This window comes from Acuticoccus yangtzensis (genome assembly GCF_001927245.1).
Lineage (GTDB): Bacteria > Pseudomonadota > Alphaproteobacteria > Rhizobiales > Amorphaceae > Acuticoccus > Acuticoccus yangtzensis.
In genome coordinates, this window is record NZ_MJUX01000001.1 from 1285480 (window position 1) to 1302291 (window position 16812).

Annotated in this window: 15 protein-coding genes; 9 read left to right on the forward strand and 6 right to left on the reverse strand. The window is 69.9% G+C overall.

What is annotated here, in order from left to right; translation table 11 throughout:
- Positions 1-30 precede the first annotated feature (30 nt).
- Entirely contained in the window at positions 31-2757 is a 2727-nt protein-coding gene (gene ppc / locus BIX52_RS05750) for a phosphoenolpyruvate carboxylase (RefSeq protein WP_075219941.1), read from the reverse strand.
- Between the two features lie 307 nt (positions 2758-3064).
- On the opposite strand from ppc, the gene BIX52_RS05755 reads away from it, so the two are divergent.
- From BIX52_RS05755 to BIX52_RS05770, 4 genes are all read left to right on the forward strand, one after another.
- A complete protein-coding gene (locus BIX52_RS05755) occupies positions 3065-3520 on the forward strand; it encodes a MaoC family dehydratase (RefSeq protein WP_245803116.1) in 456 nt (151 codons plus the stop codon).
- Positions 3521-3966: 446 nt separating this feature from the next.
- A complete protein-coding gene (locus tag BIX52_RS05760) occupies positions 3967-4617 on the forward strand; it encodes a glutathione S-transferase family protein (RefSeq protein ID WP_075219943.1) in 651 nt (216 codons plus the stop codon).
- Between the two features lie 73 nt (positions 4618-4690).
- Entirely contained in the window at positions 4691-5284 is a 594-nt protein-coding gene (locus tag BIX52_RS05765; RefSeq protein ID WP_075219944.1) for a GNAT family N-acetyltransferase, read from the forward strand.
- 447 nt (positions 5285-5731) lie between these two features.
- Positions 5732-6397: a ceramidase domain-containing protein gene (locus BIX52_RS05770; protein WP_075219945.1), complete on the forward strand. Its 666-nt coding sequence runs from the start codon at positions 5732-5734 to the stop codon at positions 6395-6397.
- Positions 6398-6422: 25 nt separating this feature from the next.
- On the opposite strand, the gene tpiA is transcribed toward BIX52_RS05770, so the two are convergent.
- Positions 6423-7163 (reverse strand): triose-phosphate isomerase, encoded by a 741-nt coding sequence (gene tpiA, locus BIX52_RS05775; protein ID WP_075219946.1) that lies wholly within the window; start codon positions 7161-7163, stop codon positions 6423-6425.
- A 110-nt stretch (positions 7164-7273) separates the two neighbouring features.
- Here tpiA and BIX52_RS05780 point away from each other — a divergent pair, with 110 nt between their 5' ends.
- The 5 genes from BIX52_RS05780 to lexA all read left to right on the forward strand — a co-directional run bounded on the left by BIX52_RS05780 (position 7274) and on the right by lexA (position 13791).
- Positions 7274-9160, forward strand: coding sequence for a peptidylprolyl isomerase (locus BIX52_RS05780; protein WP_075219947.1), 1887 nt, complete (start codon positions 7274-7276; stop codon positions 9158-9160).
- A gap of 36 nt (positions 9161-9196) precedes the next feature.
- Positions 9197-10222 carry an anthranilate phosphoribosyltransferase gene (gene trpD / locus BIX52_RS05785; protein ID WP_075220211.1) on the forward strand — a complete coding sequence of 342 codons (1026 nt, stop codon included), beginning with the start codon at positions 9197-9199 and terminating at the stop codon, positions 10220-10222.
- A gap of 274 nt (positions 10223-10496) precedes the next feature.
- Positions 10497-11780, forward strand: a complete 1284-nt coding sequence (gene trpC / locus BIX52_RS23905; protein WP_075219948.1) for an indole-3-glycerol phosphate synthase TrpC — start codon at positions 10497-10499, stop codon at positions 11778-11780.
- A complete protein-coding gene (locus BIX52_RS05795) occupies positions 11777-12943 on the forward strand; it encodes a molybdopterin molybdotransferase MoeA (RefSeq protein ID WP_205647699.1) in 1167 nt (388 codons plus the stop codon). The genes trpC and BIX52_RS05795 overlap by 4 nt, the downstream gene beginning before the upstream one ends.
- A gap of 122 nt (positions 12944-13065) precedes the next feature.
- The gene (gene lexA, locus BIX52_RS05800; protein ID WP_075219950.1) at positions 13066-13791 is read left to right on the forward strand and encodes a transcriptional repressor LexA; all 726 of its coding nucleotides are present in this window, start codon (positions 13066-13068) and stop codon (positions 13789-13791) included.
- 46 nt (positions 13792-13837) lie between these two features.
- Here the strand turns inward: lexA and BIX52_RS05805 are convergent, their stop codons facing one another.
- From BIX52_RS05805 to BIX52_RS05820, 4 genes are all read right to left on the reverse strand, one after another.
- A complete protein-coding gene (locus BIX52_RS05805; RefSeq protein WP_075219951.1) occupies positions 13838-14599 on the reverse strand; it encodes an SDR family NAD(P)-dependent oxidoreductase in 762 nt (253 codons plus the stop codon).
- 133 nt (positions 14600-14732) lie between these two features.
- Positions 14733-15152: a PaaI family thioesterase gene (locus tag BIX52_RS05810; protein ID WP_157956200.1), complete on the reverse strand. Its 420-nt coding sequence runs from the start codon at positions 15150-15152 to the stop codon at positions 14733-14735.
- 137 nt (positions 15153-15289) lie between these two features.
- Positions 15290-16213 carry an alpha/beta fold hydrolase gene (locus BIX52_RS05815; RefSeq protein WP_075219953.1) on the reverse strand — a complete coding sequence of 308 codons (924 nt, stop codon included), beginning with the start codon at positions 16211-16213 and terminating at the stop codon, positions 15290-15292.
- Positions 16214-16376: 163 nt separating this feature from the next.
- Entirely contained in the window at positions 16377-16775 is a 399-nt protein-coding gene (locus BIX52_RS05820) for a gamma-butyrobetaine hydroxylase family protein (RefSeq protein WP_075219954.1), read from the reverse strand.
- Positions 16776-16812 lie beyond the last annotated feature (37 nt).

Sequence of the window (16812 nt, forward strand, 5' to 3'; positions counted from 1 at the left end):
ATCACCGCTCCTGGGGGAGAGCCCTCAGCCTCAGCCGGAGTTTCTGAGCCCGGCGGCGATGCCGTTGATGGTGAGGTTGATGCCGTGCGGCACCCGGTCGTCCGCGTCGCCCGCGCGGTGGCGCTTCATCAACTCGACCTGAAGGTGGTTGAGCGGGTCGAGATAGGGGAAGCGGTTGCGGATCGAGCGGGCGAGCAGCGGGTTGTCCGCCAGCAGCTCGGTCTGGCCGTTCACCTTGAACAGCATCGCCTTCGTCAGGTCGTGCTCGGCGCGGATGCGCGGGAAGATCGCGTCCCGCAGCGCCTTGTCGGTGACGAGTTCGGCATAGCGGGAGGCGATGGCGATATCGGTCTTGGACAGCACCATGTCGAGCGAGGACAGGAGTGTATCGAAATAAGGCCACTCGGCGGCGAGGCGGTGGAGCATGTCGAGCCCGCCTTCGTTGTCGGCCAGATAGCCCTCGACCGCGGTGCCGAAGCCGTACCAGCCCGGCAGCATCAGCCGGCACTGCGACCAGCCGAACACCCAAGGGATCGCCCGCAGATCCTCGATGGCGCGCGAGTTCTTGCGGCTTGCGGGGCGGGAGCCGATGTTGAGGTTGGCGATCTCGCCAATCACCGTGGAGGACCAGAAATAATCCTCGAACCCGTCTGTCTCGTAGACCAGGGCGCGGTAGGCCTTGAAGGCGCGCTCGGACAGGTCATCCATCACCGCCATGAATTCCGGCGGCGAGGAGCCGGCGGCCTCCGGCAGCATGGTCGCCTCCAGCGTGGCGGCGAGGATCGCCTCGAGGTTGCGCCGCCCCAGCTCGGGGTTTGAATATTTGCCGGTGATCACCTCGCCCTGCTCGGTGATGCGGATGGCGCCGGTCACCGCGCCCGCGGGCTGGGCCACGATCGCCTCATAGCTCGGCCCGCCGCCGCGGCCGACCGAACCGCCGCGGCCGTGGAACAGGCGGATGGACACGCCGTGCTTGGCGAACACGTCGACGAGCTGGTGCTCGGACTTGAACACCTCCCAGCGCGAGGTGAGGAAGCCGCCGTCCTTGTTGGAGTCCGAGTAGCCGAGCATCACCTCCTGCATGCGCCCGCGGCTGTCCAGAAGCGGCTTGTAGACCGGCAGGCTGAAGAGCCGGTCCATGATGCCGGGCGCGGCGCGCAGATCGCCGATGGTCTCGAACAGCGGCACGATGTTGAGGGCCAGCGTGTGGTCCATCGGCTGCATCAGGCCGACTTCCTTCAGGAGCACGGCCACTTCCAGAACGTCGCTGGCCGAATCCGCCTTGGAGATGATCGCGTTTTCGATCACCCGGTCGCCATAGGCCGCGCGCGCCGCCGCCGCCTGACGCAGGATGCCGAGCTCCTTCTCGGTCTCCTCGCTGTAATCGAGGAAGGGTGAGACGAGGATGCGCGGCGTCCCCAGCTCCGCCGACAGAAGCGCGATCTTGTCGTCTTCGGAGAGGCCGGCATAGTCCGCGGTCACGCCGGCCTTCGTGAAGAGTTCGCCCAGAACCCGCTCGTGGACGTCGGAATTCTGGCGCAGGTCGATGGTGGCGAGGTGAAAGCCGAAGATGTCGGCCGCGCGGCGAAGGTGGCGCAGGCGCCCGTTGGCGAGCCCTGCCGACCCGTTGGCCGACAGCGAGCGGTGGATGGCGGCGAGGTCCTGGCGGAACTCGTCCGGCCCGGCATAAGGCGGCGGGTCGAGGTGACCGTTCGGCTTGTGCAGCGCGGCGCGGGTTGCGGCGATGCGCTTGCTCACCCCGCTCAGGGCCCGGCGATAGGGCTCGGAGGCCTGATGCGGCGTCGGATCGGCGAGGGCGGCCATCTCGGCCACCTCTGCGCTCACCTTCACCAGCCGCTCGTCCAGCGACAATTCGCCCGCCAGGCTGAAGAGCTCGCGTTGATAGTGGTCGAAGATCTTGTCGCTGTTGAGGCCTGTGGCGGTCTTCAGCACGTCGGCGGTGACGAAGGGGTGGCCGTCCCGATCGCCGCCGATCCACGATCCCATGCGGAAGAAGGCCGGCAGCGGATCTTCCGCCGGATTGGCGCCGAGATCGTCCTCCAGCATGTTGTAGAGCCGCGGCAGCTCTTCGAGGAACGTATAGTCGTAGTAGGCGAGCGCGTTCACCACCTCGTCCGGCACGCCGAGGCGGTTGCGGCGCAGGATGGACGTCTGCCACAGCGTCAGGATGGCGCGTTCCAGCGTGCCCTCGGTGGCGGCCTCCTCCTGAGGGGTGAGGTTGCCGCGGTCGCGCGCGGTGAGGATGGCGGCGATCTCGCGCTCGCGGTCGAGGGCGGATTTGCGGCGCACCTCGGTCGGATGGGCGGTCAAAACAGGGCTGATGAGGGCCTTGTCCAGGGCGCGGCGGATCTCGGTCGTGCCGATGCCGCCCTCCTTCAGCCGCTTCATGGTCATGTCGAGACTGCCGCTGCGCGGCTCGGACCCGGCGATCTGGTGCGCACGGTTGCGGCGGATGTGGTGCTGATCCTCGCAGATGTTGGCGAGGTGGGAGAAGTAGCTGAAGGCGCGGATGACCTGGATCGCACCGCCCCGCGACAGGTGGGACAGGATGTCCTCCAACTCGTCGCGGGCGGTGGGGTCGTCGTCACGGTGGAAGCGCAGGCCGAGTTTGCGGACCTGCTCGACCAGGGCGTAGATCTCGCCGCCTTCCTGGGCGCGCACGACCTCGCCGAGGAGACGGCCTATGAGCCGGATATCCTCACGCAGGGGGGCATCCTTGTCGGCTTCGGTGGTCATCGTGGTCTCCCCTGTCCACAAGGCAGCGCCGGCGCCATCCGAGCGCGCCGCGCCTGCCTCATTGCGATGCAATTCCCCGGCCAGGGCGCTATCCGCCCAATCTGTCGCCAATGATGAGCCGTCCGCTGCAATGTTCTGCGGAACAACCGGGTTCGATGCATAGCGAGCGCCCCCCTCCCCATGCATTTGCATACCTAAAAGTCACAACGATGGGCGAAGATGCCTCATACTTAGCATCGTTCGCGAATGTCCTGGGCACGAACTTTGGGGAGAAGGCATGGACCCGCTGGCACTTGAAAAAGATGGCTTGACGCTGGCTGAGCTGCGCAAGGCGGTCGGGCGTGAGATGTGGGTCTCCCGCTGGTTCGAAGTCGACCAGGCGCTGATCGACCGGCACGCCGAGTCGAGCGGCGACAACCAGTTCATCCACGTCGACCCGGCGCGCGCCAAGGTGGAATCGCCCTTCGGCGGCACCATCGCCCACGGTTTCCTGACCCTGTCGCTTCTGCCGGCCATGTCGAACGACGCGCTGCCGCCGCGCGCCGGTGTGCGCATGACGCTGGACTACGGGTTCGACCGGGTGCGCTTTCTGGCGCCGGTACGCTGCGGCTCGCGGGTTCGAGGCCGCTTCTCCCTCACCCATCTCGACGATCAGACCCCCGCCGAGCTGACCCTGACCTGGTCGGTGACGGTCGAGGTCGAAGGCGGGTTGAAGCCCGTGCTCGCCGCGACCTGGATCACGCGGCAATATCTGGAAGACTGAGCCGCACCGCCGGCCGACCTGTGGCGGCCGCCGCCCCGTCGTCGAGCGGCTTCGAGCCTGCCGAGCCGGCATTGGCCGCGTGGCGCCTCTCCCCGGCGCCCCCTCCCCAGCGCCCTCGCCGGTCCCGCGGCACTGGCCATCCCACCATCTCACTCGCCGTTCTGCCCGTTTTGCAGCGCCGCCGGCCGTGGCGGACCTGGGCCTCGGCACGCCGCCGCGCGCAACCGCTCGCCGGGCATGGCGTCGCGCGGCACGGCCTCGCCTTGCGGATCGGTCACAAAGCGTGATCGCCGCCCCCGCCGCAGCGCGTTGATGTTGCGGTATGTTGCCGCTAATCGAAACCTCCTGCCCTGGGCCGCAGCGCCCTTCTGCGGCAGCCGGACCCGCCTCGACGGGTCTTGCGGGGACAGATCGCGCCCGGTTGCGGCGCTGGCCGGGAGGGCCGCATGGCAGACCTCGTCTTCTACACCAACCCGATGTCGCGCGGGCGCATCGCCCGGTGGATGCTGGAAGAGACCGGCGGCCCCTATGACGCCGTCATCCTCAACTACGACGATACCGAGCCCAGCATGGCCGGCGCCGCCTTCCGCTCCATCAACCCGATGGGCAAGGTCCCCGCGATCGTCCACAACGGCCAGGTCGTCACCGAATGCGCGGCGATCTGCGCCTACCTCGCCGACGCCTTTCCGGAGGCGGGCCTCGCCCCCGCCCCGGCTGACCGCGGCGCTTATTATCGCTGGCTCTTCTTCGCGGCGGGCTGCGTGGAGGCCGCCGTCACCACCCGCACGCTACAGCTCGAGATCCCGGCCGTGCGCCAACGCATGGTCGGCTTCGGCAGCTACGAGCGCACCTTAGACGTGCTGGAGGGCGCGGTGTCGGCCGGTCCCTTCGTCGCCGGCGACACCTTCACGGCGGCGGACGTCTATGTCGGCGCGCAGGTGATTTTCGGCACCAGCTTCGGCACCATAGAGCCGCGTCCCGCCTTCACTGCTTATGCCGACCGGCTGAAGGCACGCCCCGCCTATCTCAAGGCCACCGCCATCGACGATGCCGACGCCGCGGCGAGGGCCGCCTCGGGCGCCGCCGCCCGCGCCTGATCCCGCTTCAGCCCGCACGCCCTCTTGCGCCTCCATTCGCCCCGCCATTCGCCCCCGCTGCACGACGAGACCCATGACCGCCAAGCCCCCCATCATCGCCGCCACGCTGACGGACGACCACGTCACCCTCGTGCCGCTCGACCCGTCCCACCATGACGGGCTGGTCGAGGCGGCGAAGGACGGCGACCTTTGGCGCCTATGGTACACGTCGGTGCCCTCGCCGGAGGGGATGGCGCGGGAGATCGACCGGCGGCTGGGGCTCCAAGAGGCCCGTTCGATGGTGCCCTGGACGGTGATCGACGCGGATGGGCGCATCGCCGGCATGACCACCTACATGAACATCGACAACACCAACCAGCGGGTGGAGATCGGCTCCACCTGGTACGCGCGCCGAGTGCAGCGCACGCCGCTCAACACCGAGGCGAAGCGCCTGCTGCTCGGCTACGCCTTCGACACGCTGGACTGCATCGCGGTGGAATTTCGCACCCACTTCATGAACCGGCAGAGCCGTAAGGCGATCGAGCGGCTGGGCGCCAAGCTGGACGGCGTGCTGCGCAACCACCAGGTGGCGCCCGACGGCAGCCTGCGCGACACGGTGGTCTATTCCATCCTCCCCGGCGAATGGCCCGCCGTCCGCAGCAATCTCACCGGCATGCTGGCCCGCTGAGCCCTGCCGCGTCGCCACCCCCTATCGTTGGCCGCAAGAGCATCGTCGCCCCCTGATGGTGCTCGCCGGGCACCTCCCCCTCAGGCCGCGGCCCAGCTGGGCATCTTCACCCCTGACGGCTTGGCCGGGCATCTTCACCCGCTGACTGTTCCGCCGGGCATTCAGTCCCTGGCCGTGGCCGCCGGGCGTTCACCGCTGGCGGTGCCCAACGGTCGAAGCGTGAAAGGCGGCGGGATCGCTCACCCGCCGAGCTGCCCGCCGACAGCGCGACCCCGCGCCGCGCTTCTCCCTGCCCCAGCTTGTGCGCCATGCTTAGGGACGTCCCGCGCCCCCCTGGGCGTGTGCGCACAGACGGCAGACGGCAGACGGCAGACGGCAGACGGCAGACGGCAGACGGCAGACGGCAGACGGCAGACGGCAGACGGCAGACGGCAGACGGCAGAGACGATGGACTGGCACCAAACGATCGACAATTATTGCGAGCGGCTCTCCCCCGCCTTCTGGGCCGAGCCGGTCAACGCCGTCACCAACGCCGCCTTCATCATCGCCGCGGCCGTCGCCCTCGTCATGGCGCACCGGCGCGGGCAGCTCGACGGGGCGGTGATCCTCCTCACCGTCATCCTGTCGGCCATCGGCATCGGCTCGTTCCTGTTCCACACCTTCGCCACGCGCTGGGCGGTGATGGCGGATGTGATCCCGATCCAGATCTTCATCCTCACTTTTTTCGCGCTGGCGATGCGCCGGTTCGCGGGAATGCCCTGGTGGGGCACGCTCATGGCGACGGCGGGCTTCGTCGCCTTCTCCATCGCCGGAGGGCGCGCGGCCGCCATGCTCGGCGACCTCAACGGCTCCGAAGGCTACCTGCCGCCGCTCGCCGGCCTCTTCGTGGTCGGGGCCATTCTCCTCGCCGCCGGACGGAGCGGGGCGGGCTGGTCGCTCATCGTCGCGGCCGCCATCTTCGCCGTCTCGCTCACCTTCCGCACGCTCGACATGGCGGTGTGCGGCGCCTTCCCTCTCGGCACGCATTTCATGTGGCACACGCTCAACGGCGTGCTCCTCGGCCATCTCATCGTGGCCATGATCCGCTTCGGCGCCGTGCCCGCGCGCCCTTAGGCGCGCTGGTCGGCCGGGCCCCCGCTCAGCCCTTCTTCGGCGCGGCGATGGCGATCCCCAGAAAATCGTCGGCCTTCAGGCTGGCCCCGCCGACCAGCGCGCCGTCCACATTCTCGACCGCGAGAAGCTCGGCCGCGTTGGACGGTTTCACCGAGCCGCCATAGAGAATGCGCACCGGCACATCGAACCGCTCTTCCAGCTTGGCACGGATCAACGCATGGACCGCGGCCACATCCTCCACCGAGGGCGTGCGCCCGGTGCCGATCGCCCACACCGGCTCGTAGGCGATGACGAGCTTGGCCGCGTCCAGCGACGGCGGCGCGGAGGCGTCCACCTGGGCGGCGACCACGCTCTCGGTCTGGCCGGCGTCGCGCTCGGCCTCCGTCTCGCCGACGCAGACGATCGCCGTCAGCCCGGCGCGCTGGGCCGCCGCGGCCTTTTCGGCCACGAGCTGGTTGGTCTCGCCATGGTCCGCCCGGCGCTCCGAATGGCCGACGATCACCGCCGAGGCACCGCACGCGGCCAGCATCTCGGCCGAGATGTCGCCGGTGTGGGCGCCCTTCTCCTTCGGGTGGCAGTCCTGCCCGCCGATGGCGATTTTGGACACCGTCGCCCGGTCGGCGAACTTGGAGATGAGGACGGCCGGAGGGCATACGAGAAGGTCGATGCCGCGGGCGGTGGCCTCGGGGGCACGGGCGATCATGCGGCCGAACTCCTCCATGGAGTCGGGCGTGCCGTTCATTTTCCAGTTGCCTGCGATGAGCATTCTGTGTCCCTTTCCTCCTGCGGCCGGCGGCTGGGGCGCGCCGATTGGGCCTCTTGCCGCTGCAGTCTATCGTGCGTATGCCGCGCAGCGCGTAAACAAACGGCTCTACCATGTTGAATGCACTGAGAAGTGCGGCGAAAGGCACCCTCGCCAAGCTTCTGATCGCCCTACTCGTCATGTCCTTCGCCGTCTGGGGCGTCGCCGACTTTGTGAACACGGTCAACCCGACCGAGGTGGCCCGCGTCGGCGACACGCCCGTGTCCTCGCGCGAGTTCGAACGCGTCTGGCGCATGCAAAATGCGCGCATTACGCAACAGCTCGGCCGCCAATTGTCGCCGCAGGAGGTCCAGGCCTTCGGCCTCGCCGAGAGCGTCCTGCAGTCGCTCGTTTCCGAGGCGGTGCAGGTGGACGCGGCGCGCGACCTCGGCGTCGACATCAGCGATGCCGCCCTTGCCGAGCGCATCCGCACCGATCCGCGCTTCGCCCCCGGCGGCAACTTCGACCGCATGGCCTTCGACCGCTATCTCGCCAATCTCGGCTACAACGAGAACGAGTTTATCGGCATCGAGCGGCAAGGCGCCATCCAGGAGCTGTGGACGAACAGCCTCGTCGGCGGCCTCAACGCCCCGAACATCTACCTCGCCGCCGTCAACCGCTTCGCCAATCAGACCCGCACGGTGAGCTATTTCACCCTCGGCAACGACGCGATCGGCACCATCGACGATCCGTCCGAGGAAGAGCTGCGCGCCTTCTACGACGCCAATCAGGACGATTTTCGCGCGCCCGAGCGGCGCAGCTTCAGCATCGTCACCCTGTCGGCGGACGAGCTGGCCGAGCCGGACCTCGTCAGCGAAGACGCCGTGCGCCGCGCCTACGAGACCGACGGCGCCTACGGCGAGGTCGAGCGGCGCCAGGTGCAGCAGATCGTTCTGGACGACAAGGAGATCGCCGAGAACGCCGCGCAGGCGATCAACGACGGCTACGCCTTCTCGTCGATCCTGCGCCAGCTCGACCGGCGCAGCGCCGACGTCGACCTCGGCCTGATCACCCGCGCCGACATCTTCGACCCCGCCATCGCCGAGGCCGCCTTCTCGCTGGAAGAGCGCAAGGCCACCGTGGTCGACGGCCGCTTCGGGCCGACGCTCATTCGCGTGTCGGAGATCCAGCCGGCCCAGAAGCGCCCCTTCGAGGAGGTGGAAGGCGAGATCCGCGCGTCCCTCGCCCTCGACGAGGCGATGGATCAGGCCCGCGCGCTGCAGACCGATGTGACCGACGCGGTCGCAGGTGGCGCCCCGGTGTCGGAGATCGGCGAACGCTTCGACCTTCCCGTTCAGTCCTTCAGCGCGATCGACCGCAACGGCATGGACCAGGACCGCCAAGAGGTGGACATTCCGGGTGCGGCCGCGGTGATCAACGCCGCCTTCGCCGCCGATGCCGGCAGCGATGCCGTCGCCGTCGACGAAGGGGACGCCACCTACTGGGTGCAGGTCGACACCGTGATCGAGGCAGACGTTCGCCCGTTCGAGGAGGCCCAGCTCGACGTTCTCGTCGCCTGGACCGCGGCCGAGAGGACCGAACGGCTGAACGCTGTCGCCGAAGAGGCCGTCGCCGCGCTCGAGGGGGGCGAGGACATCGCCGCCGTGGCCGCGCGCTATGGCGCCGAGGTCGCGACCTCCGATCCGTTCACCTTCAACGCCGCGCCTGAGGGGCTGCCGGACGGCGTCGCCGCCGAGGCGTTCGAAGGCGGCACCGGCCACGCTGCCGCCGTGACGAACGGCGAGGAGCGGATCGTTCTGGAGGTGACCGACATCGTCGAGCCGTTCTTCTTCGAGAACGACCCGGCACTGTCGCAGACGCGCCAGCAGCTCAACCAGGGCATCGGCACCGCGGTCCTTTATGACCTGCTCAATGCCTGGCAGACCGAGGTCGGCGCCACGGTGAACCGCCAGATCATGGACCAGATCACGGGCGTCGCCCCGGCACAGGGCCGGATCTGATGACGCGGCCGGGACCGAGCCACGCCGGGGGTGCGCGTGGCTGACCTCAAGACCTTCATCGCCAAGGCCGCGGACGGCGGGGCTCTCAGCCGCGCCGAAGCCGCCGCCGCTTTCGACGTGTTGATGTCGGGCGAGGCCACACCGGCGCAGATCGGCGGCCTCCTGATGGCGCTGCGCGTCCGCGGCGAAACGGTCGACGAGATCGCCGGCGCGGTGGAGGTGATGCGCGCCCGCATGACGCCCGTCGCCGCCCCCGCCGACGCCATCGACATCGTCGGCACCGGCGGCGACGCCAAGGGCACCTACAACGTTTCCACCTGCGCGGCCTTCATCGTCGCGGCCGCCGGTGTGCCGGTCGCCAAGCACGGCAACAGGGCGCTGTCGTCGAAGTCGGGCGCGGCGGACTGCCTCGCCTCGCTCGGCATCGCGCTGGACCTGTCGCCGGACGGCATCGCCCGCTGCATCCGCGAGGCGGGGATCGGCTTCATGTTCGCCCCCGCCCACCATGCGGCGATGAAGCACGTCGGCCCCGCCCGCGTGGAGCTTGGCACCCGCACGATCTTTAACCTTCTCGGCCCCATGTCGAACCCCGCGGGGGTGAAGCGCCAGCTTCTCGGCGTTTTCGCGCCGCAGTGGGTGCGCCCGCTGGCGGAGGCTCTTGCCGCGCTGGGCGCCGAGCGCGTCTGGGTCGTCCACGGCACGGACGGGCTCGACGAGATGTCGACCACCGCGCCGACCGAGGTCGCGGCCGTGGAGAACGGCGCCGTCACCACATTCACCGTCACGCCAGAGGATGCCGGTCTGCCGCGCGCCGACATGGACGACCTCATCGGCGGTGACGGCGCCCACAACGCCGCGGCCCTGCGCGACGTGTTGGCCGGCCGCCCCAGCGCTTACCGCGACATCGCCTGCCTCAACGCCGCCGGTGCGTTGATCGTGGCGGGGAAGGCCGCGACCTTGGCCGAAGGGGTCGGCCTCGCCCAGTCGCTGCTCGACGACGGGTCGGCAGCCGCGCGGCTCGACGCGCTGGTCTCCGTCTCCAAATCCGCCGCCGCGCACTGACGCCAGCCGGCGGGCGGGCGCGCTGGGCCTCATCGCAGCCGGCCGCCGGCGGACCGCCACATCCGCCCGCTCCGGCCGCGTCACGGTCCCGCCTTGCGGTGCGCCGCACCAGCGCCATTCCGATCAGCGCCCGGCGCGGTCGATGCCGCAGGGCGCCTTCTCCAGCACCCGGCGCCGGTTGGCGATACCGGCCGCGGCGAAAATGCTCTAGAAGGCCAGGAGAGGGCGGCCCGTCGCCCCGACCGCCGCCGCAACGAGGAGCCGCCAGAGCCCGATGGACGCCGCACCCGACATCCTCTCGAAGATCGAAGCCTATAAGCGCGAGGAGATCGCCGCAGCGCGCCTCGTGGAGGATGGCGCCTCGTGGCGGTCCCGTGCCGAGGCCGCGCCGCCGCCGCGCGATTTCACCGGCGCGCTGAGGGCCGCCGCCGCCGAGGGCCGCCCCGGCCTCATCGCCGAAATCAAGAAGGCGAGCCCGTCCAAGGGCCTCATCCGCGCCGATTTCGACCCGCCCGCCCTTGCCCGCGCCTATGCCGACGGCGGCGCCGCCTGCCTCTCGGTGCTGACGGACAAGCCCTCCTTCCAAGGCGCGCCGGACTTCCTCGGCGCCGCCCGCGCGGCCGTCACCCTGCCGGTGCTGCGCAAGGACTTCATGTATGTGCCCGAACAGGTGTTCGAGGCACGGGTGTGGGGCGCCGACGCGATCCTCGTCATCCTCACCGCGGTCGACGATGAAGTGGCGCGCGACCTCGTCGACACCGCCCACGCGCTGGGCATGGCGGCGCTGCTGGAGGTCCACGACGAGAGGGACATGGAGCGCGCGCTCGCCCTCCCGTCCGCCCTCGTCGGCGTCAACAACCGCGACCTCAGGACCTTCGTCACCGATCTTGGCGTGACCGAACGGCTTTCCGCGATGGTGCCGGCGGACCGCATCCTGATCGCCGAATCCGGCATCTCCACCAACGCCGACGTGGTGCGCCTCACGGCCGCTGGGGCCTCCGCCTTCCTCGTCGGCGAAAGCCTGATGCGCCACGACGACGTCACCCGCGCCACCCGCGCCCTCCTCGGCAACCCGCTGACCCACATCGACGCTGCCGGCGCCGCGCGGATGGTGGACGTGTCCGCCAAGGAAGAGACGAGCCGCGTTGCCGTCGCCGAAGGCACGGTGCGTATGGCGGCCGAGACGCTGGCGGCGATCGAAGCCGGCAACATGAAGAAGGGCGACGTGGTGGGCGTCGCGCGGATCGCCGGCATCATGGCCGCCAAGCGCACGTCCGAGCTGATCCCGCTGTGCCACCCGCTGCCTTTGTCGTCGGTGGCGGTGGACCTGACGCCGGACCCGTCGCTGCCCGGGTTCCACATCACCGCCCGCGCCACCACCCACGGCAAGACCGGGGTGGAGATGGAGGCGCTCACCGCCGTCTCCACCGCCTGCCTGACGCTCTACGACATGGCCAAGGCAATGGATCGCGGCATGGAGATCGGCGGCATCCGCCTGCTGGAGAAGTCCGGCGGCCGCTCGGGCCTGTGGCGCGCCGACGCGGACACCCCGGCGTGATCAGCGTCGACGAGGCGCAGGCCCTCCTCCTCGCCGCGGCGCCCCGCCTCGGCGCGCAGGACGTGCCGCTGGCCGATGCGGCGGGCCGTGTCGCCGCGGCCGACATCGTCGCCTTGCGCACCCAGCCGCCCTTCGCCTCCTCGGCGATGGACGGATACGCCGTGCGCGCGACCGACATGCCGGGACCAGTGCGTGTCGTCGGCGAATCCGCGGCGGGGCGCAGCTTCGGCGCGCCGATCGCGCCGGGCGAGGCGGTGCGCATCTTCACCGGCGCCCCGGTGCCGGAGGGGGCCGACGCGGTGCTCATCCAAGAGGACGCCGCCCGCGACGGCGACCGCCTCACCGCCACCGACACCGTGCGCTCCGGCGACAACATCCGCCCTCTCGGCCTCGACTTCTCCGCTGGCGACACGCTGATGACGGCGGGCACCATCCTCGCCCCTCGCCACATCGCGCTGGCCGGTGCGGGCGGGCATCCGGCGCTCAGCGTCGCCCGCCGCCCGCGCGTCGCCTTCCTCGCCACCGGCGACGAGTTGGTCCCCCCCGGCACCCCGGCGGGGCCGGATCAGATCGTCGCCTCCATCACCCCCGCGCTGGCCGCCACCGTGCGCGCGGCAGGGGCAGAGACGATCGACCTCGGCATCGCGCCCGACGACCGGGCCGAGATCGCACGCCGCTGCGCCGCGGGGATCGCCGAGGCGGACATTCTCGTCACCCTCGGCGGCGCGTCGGTGGGAGACCACGACCTCGTCAAGCCGGCTCTGTCGGACATCGGTGTCGAGCCCGACTTCTGGAAGGTGGCGGTCCGCCCCGGCAAGCCGCTGATGTTCGCTTCGCGCCCGCTGGTGCTGGGGTTGCCCGGCAACCCGGTGTCCGGCGCGGTCTGTGCGGTGCTCTTCCTCGTGCCGCTGGTCAAGGCGATGCAGGGTGTCCCCTCGCCGCTTCCGGAGGTGTTCGAGGGCGTCCTGGGCCGTGACATCGCGGCAAATGGTGTCCGCCGCGACCACATGCGCGCGGTCCGTGACGGCCGCACGATCACCCCCGCCAGCCGCCAGGATTCCTCGATGCTGGCGACGCTTGCGTCATCTGAAGTTCTTTTGGTGCGTCAGCCGCACGAACCGGCCGCGAAGGCGGGTGATCCTTGCGTCTATATCGCGTTGTGATTGCTTGACAGGCCGCGTTCTGGGCTCCCGTCCTTGCGGAACACACGACGAACGTGTATAGATGAAATCGGAATGATTCGGGTACTAATGCTGGTCAGAGAGCAGATAGGCGACATCGGACGATGCTGACAAAAAAGCAATACGATCTTCTCATGTTCATTCATGAGCGGATGAGCTCGACCGGCGTCCCCCCGTCTTTCGAGGAGATGAAGGACGCGCTCGACCTCAAATCCAAGTCCGGTATCCACCGGCTGATCACGGCGCTGGAGGAGCGGGGCTTCATCCGCCGCCTCCCCAACCGCGCCCGTGCGCTTGAAGTTCTTCGCCTGCCGGATGTCGCTCTCGCCAAGACCCCGCCGCCGCACCGCCCGCGCGGCTTCTCCCCCTCGGTGATCGAGGGGAACGCCCAGCGTGACCCCGTCGCGCCGCGCCGCACATCGCTGCGCCCGGTCACCACCGCCTATGACATCGTCGACATCCCGATGATGGGTCGTATCGCCGCCGGTGTGCCGATCGAGGCGATCCAGCAGCAGAGCGCCGCCGTCCATCTCCCGTCCGACATGATCGGCCCCGGAGAACACTTCGCGCTGGAGATCAACGGCGACTCGATGATCGACGCCGGCATCCACGACGGTGACACCGTCGTCGTCCGCCGCACCGACCATGCCGACAATGGCGACATCGTCGTGGCGCTGATCGACGGTGAGGAAGCCACGCTCAAGCGCCTGCGCAAGCGCGGCAACACGATCGCGCTCGAGGCCGCCAACCCGGCCTACGAAACCCGCATCTTCGGCGCCGACCGCGTGCAGATCCAGGGCAAGCTCGCCGCCCTCCTGCGCCACTACTGAGGCGCAGCCGAGGTCACCCTCGGCTCTGCGCCGTCTCTTCCGGGCCTCAGAGCGAGGCGCAGACGTGGCCGCCGTCCACGGTGATCACGCTGCCCGTCATGAACGACGAGGCATCGCTCGCCAGAAGGCACAGCGGCGCCGACAGGTCATCCATCTGCCCGAGGCGGCGCTGCGGAACACGCTTGATCAGCGCCTTACCGGCCTCCGTCTCGAAGAAGTCGCGGTTGATGTCCGTCTCGAAATAACCCGGTGCGATCGCGTTCACGCGGATGCCGTAGCGCGCCCACTCCAGCGCCAGAACCTTCGTGAGCTGGATCAGCCCCGCCTTCGCCGCCGCATAATGGGCGAGCGCCCCCGCCGGACGGATCCCGGTGATCGACGCGATGTTGACGATCGACCCGCCGCTGCCGGCCGCCTTCAACCGCCGTGCCGTCTCGCGCGCCACGGTGAAGCAGCCGGTGAGGTTGGTGTCGACGACGAACTTCCAATCTTCGTCGCTGGTCTCCATCGCCGGGGCCGCCGCCGACACGCCGGCATTGTTCACCGCCACGGTGATGGTGCCGAGCGCGGCCGCTGCAGCGTCCAGCCCCGCGGCGATCGAGGCGGGGTCCGTCACGTCCATCGGCACCGCGGTCACCTTGGCGCCGGACGCCGCAAGCTCGTCCCGCAGCGCCTCGAGCCGGTCGATCCGCCGCGCCGCCAGCGCCACCGATGCGCCCGACCCCGCCAGCACCTTGGCGAAATGCGCGCCCAAGCCGCTCGACGCGCCTGTGACCAGCGCGACCTTTCCCTCCAGCGAAAGCTCCATTGCGATCCTCCTCGTCCGTGTTGTGAAGTGGGTCCCGGCCGCCGCGCCCGGCGCCGTACCATCGTTGCTCCAGCGGTAGTGCCGACCGGAAGGCGCCGCCCGTGAACCGCCGCGAGCCGCCGACGGCGCGGCCTCAAGAGCGGGGCCTGCGCAGCTTCCACACGCCATCTGCGGTCGCGACGATCCGCCCGTCCACCCGCGCAGAGCCGCGCAGGAAGAGAACGGAGCGGGCGGCACGCACCACCTCGACGTCCGCCTCCAGCAGCGCCGGTGCCACGACGCCTTCGACGAAGGACACGGTCAGGCTCATCGTCGCCTGCCCGGGCGCGTCGTGCGCCCGCGCCCCGTGCGTGCCGAGCGCATGATCGAGGAAGGTCATGATCGCGCCGCCATGAACGATCCCGGCCGCGTTCAGGTGCCGCTCCTCCACGCGCATCGCGTAGCGCACCTCGCCACCGGGCAGGGTGCGGGTGAGGAAGGGGCCGACATCGCCCATGAAACCGCGCGATGCGACGGGCGTCCATCCGTCGTCCGCAAGATCACTGTCATCCACAAGCCGCCCTCCCATCGCCAGCGTGGCTTATCACGAGCGGCCGGGCGGCTACCAGAGGAGCGGGCGAAATCGTCCGCCCTTTTCGTCAGACGCTTGTCTCAAGCGGTGCGTCCCCGGCGGCACGTACCCCCACCCGTTCAGGCGACCCCCTCCGGCTCGCCGACTCGCCCAGGCACCGCCAGCCCCGTCAGCATCAGACGCGAAACGTCGTCGGCCGCCTCGTACTGCGTCCAGTGGCCGATCCCGGGGAGAACGTGTTGCCGGGCCCCGGCAGCATGTCGCGAGAGGACCTGCCACCGCTCGTCATGCTGGAAGGCCACCACGTCGTGCTCGCCGTAGATCGCGGTCACCGGAGCGTCCACCCGCGGCAGCGCTTCGACCAGGGCCGTCGACCGCGACACAAGACGGCTCGGCGTGCGCGCCCGCGGTACGTTCAGCGCCTGGATGTGCACCGCCAGAGGGTCGATCTTCGCCGGGTCGGCGAACATCATCGCCGCGAGGTTCGCCCGGTGCACCTGCGCCAGCTCGTCCGGCTCCACGTTGCGCACCTTGCGCAGCGGGGGCGGCGGGCCGAGGCGGAAGCCGAACCCCATCGCGCCGATGATGACGAGATGATCCAACCGCCCCGGCAGCATGGCCGCCGCCCGCGCCGCGACCACGCCGCCGAACGAGAAGCCGGCGATCGAGACGTGTTCGCGGCCCAGAAGCGTCGTCAGCCCCTCCACCACGGGGGCGGCGATGACGTCGGACAGCGCCACACCCTCGTCCGGAAAAGGGCCGGGATCGGCCGAATCGCCGAAGCCCGGCATGTCGGGGACGAGCACCCGGTAGCGCGTGGCGAGCGGAGCGATGACCTTCAGCCAGTGCAGCCACGTGCCGTGTCCCCCGTGCAGAAGCACGAAGGCCGGACCGTTGCCGAAGACGTGCCACACCATCCGCCCCTCGCCGCAGCGGGTCTTCACCCGCCGGGCCGCTCGCTCGAATGCGGCGACCACCGCAGCAGGGTCCGCCGCAGGGTCGGCCAGGAGCTCTGCGGCCGCGGCCAGTTCGTCGTCTCTCATCGTCTCTCCTCGTGGGACGGCGCAGCGGCGCTGCACCGCGGCCTATCATCGCCCGCGCATCCGCCCGCGTGACACCCCGCAAGGCAGCGCCCGCGCCTCTACCCTCTATTGGCCGAGCCTATCGCCCGCCGCGCCCGCCAACCCTTTTCGCGTCCGCCAACCCCTATCGCGCAGGGCCGGCCGCGCGCGGCGCAGGCGCCATGCCGGGCCGGTCGCGCGTCAGATCGACCGCGGCGAGCTCGGCCTCGTAGGTGGCGAACAGCGCATCGGCATCGGCCCCCAAAGCGTGAAGCGTGTCGAATGTGTAGAGGCCCGTGTCGTGCCCGTCGCTGAAGCCGATCCTGACCGCATAACGCCCCACCGGCTCCACCGTGCGGATGGTGACGCCGCGTTTCCCGCCGATCACTTGCCGGTTGCCGTGGCCGGTGCGCTCCGCCGACGGCGTCAGCACCCGCAAAAGTTCCGACCCGATGGTATGACGCGCCCCGTCTTCATAGTCGATCGTCAGCAGCGTATGGTCCCGATTGACCGTCAGGCGCACCGGCCATGAAATAGGTTGCATGACACGTGTCCTTTCCAGAGGGGCTTGGATGTGTGGG

Bases quoted from the DNA above. Each gene is read 5' to 3' on its own strand.
- ppc (WP_075219941.1), bottom strand. From the start codon at position 2,757: ATGACCACCGAAGCCGACAAGGATGCCCCCCTGCGTGAGGATATCCGG.
- BIX52_RS05760 (WP_075219943.1), top strand. From the start codon at position 3,967: ATGGCAGACCTCGTCTTCTACACCAACCCGATGTCGCGCGGGCGCATC.
- BIX52_RS05765 (WP_075219944.1), top strand. From the start codon at position 4,691: ATGACCGCCAAGCCCCCCATCATCGCCGCCACGCTGACGGACGACCAC.
- BIX52_RS05770 (WP_075219945.1), top strand. From the start codon at position 5,732: ATGGACTGGCACCAAACGATCGACAATTATTGCGAGCGGCTCTCCCCC.
- tpiA (WP_075219946.1), bottom strand. From the start codon at position 7,163: ATGCTCATCGCAGGCAACTGGAAAATGAACGGCACGCCCGACTCCATG.
- BIX52_RS05780 (WP_075219947.1), top strand. From the start codon at position 7,274: ATGTTGAATGCACTGAGAAGTGCGGCGAAAGGCACCCTCGCCAAGCTT.
- trpC (WP_075219948.1), top strand. From the start codon at position 10,497: ATGGACGCCGCACCCGACATCCTCTCGAAGATCGAAGCCTATAAGCGC.
- lexA (WP_075219950.1), top strand. From the start codon at position 13,066: ATGCTGACAAAAAAGCAATACGATCTTCTCATGTTCATTCATGAGCGG.
- BIX52_RS05805 (WP_075219951.1), bottom strand. From the start codon at position 14,599: ATGGAGCTTTCGCTGGAGGGAAAGGTCGCGCTGGTCACAGGCGCGTCG.
- BIX52_RS05815 (WP_075219953.1), bottom strand. From the start codon at position 16,213: ATGAGAGACGACGAACTGGCCGCGGCCGCAGAGCTCCTGGCCGACCCT.
- BIX52_RS05820 (WP_075219954.1), bottom strand. From the start codon at position 16,775: ATGCAACCTATTTCATGGCCGGTGCGCCTGACGGTCAATCGGGACCAT.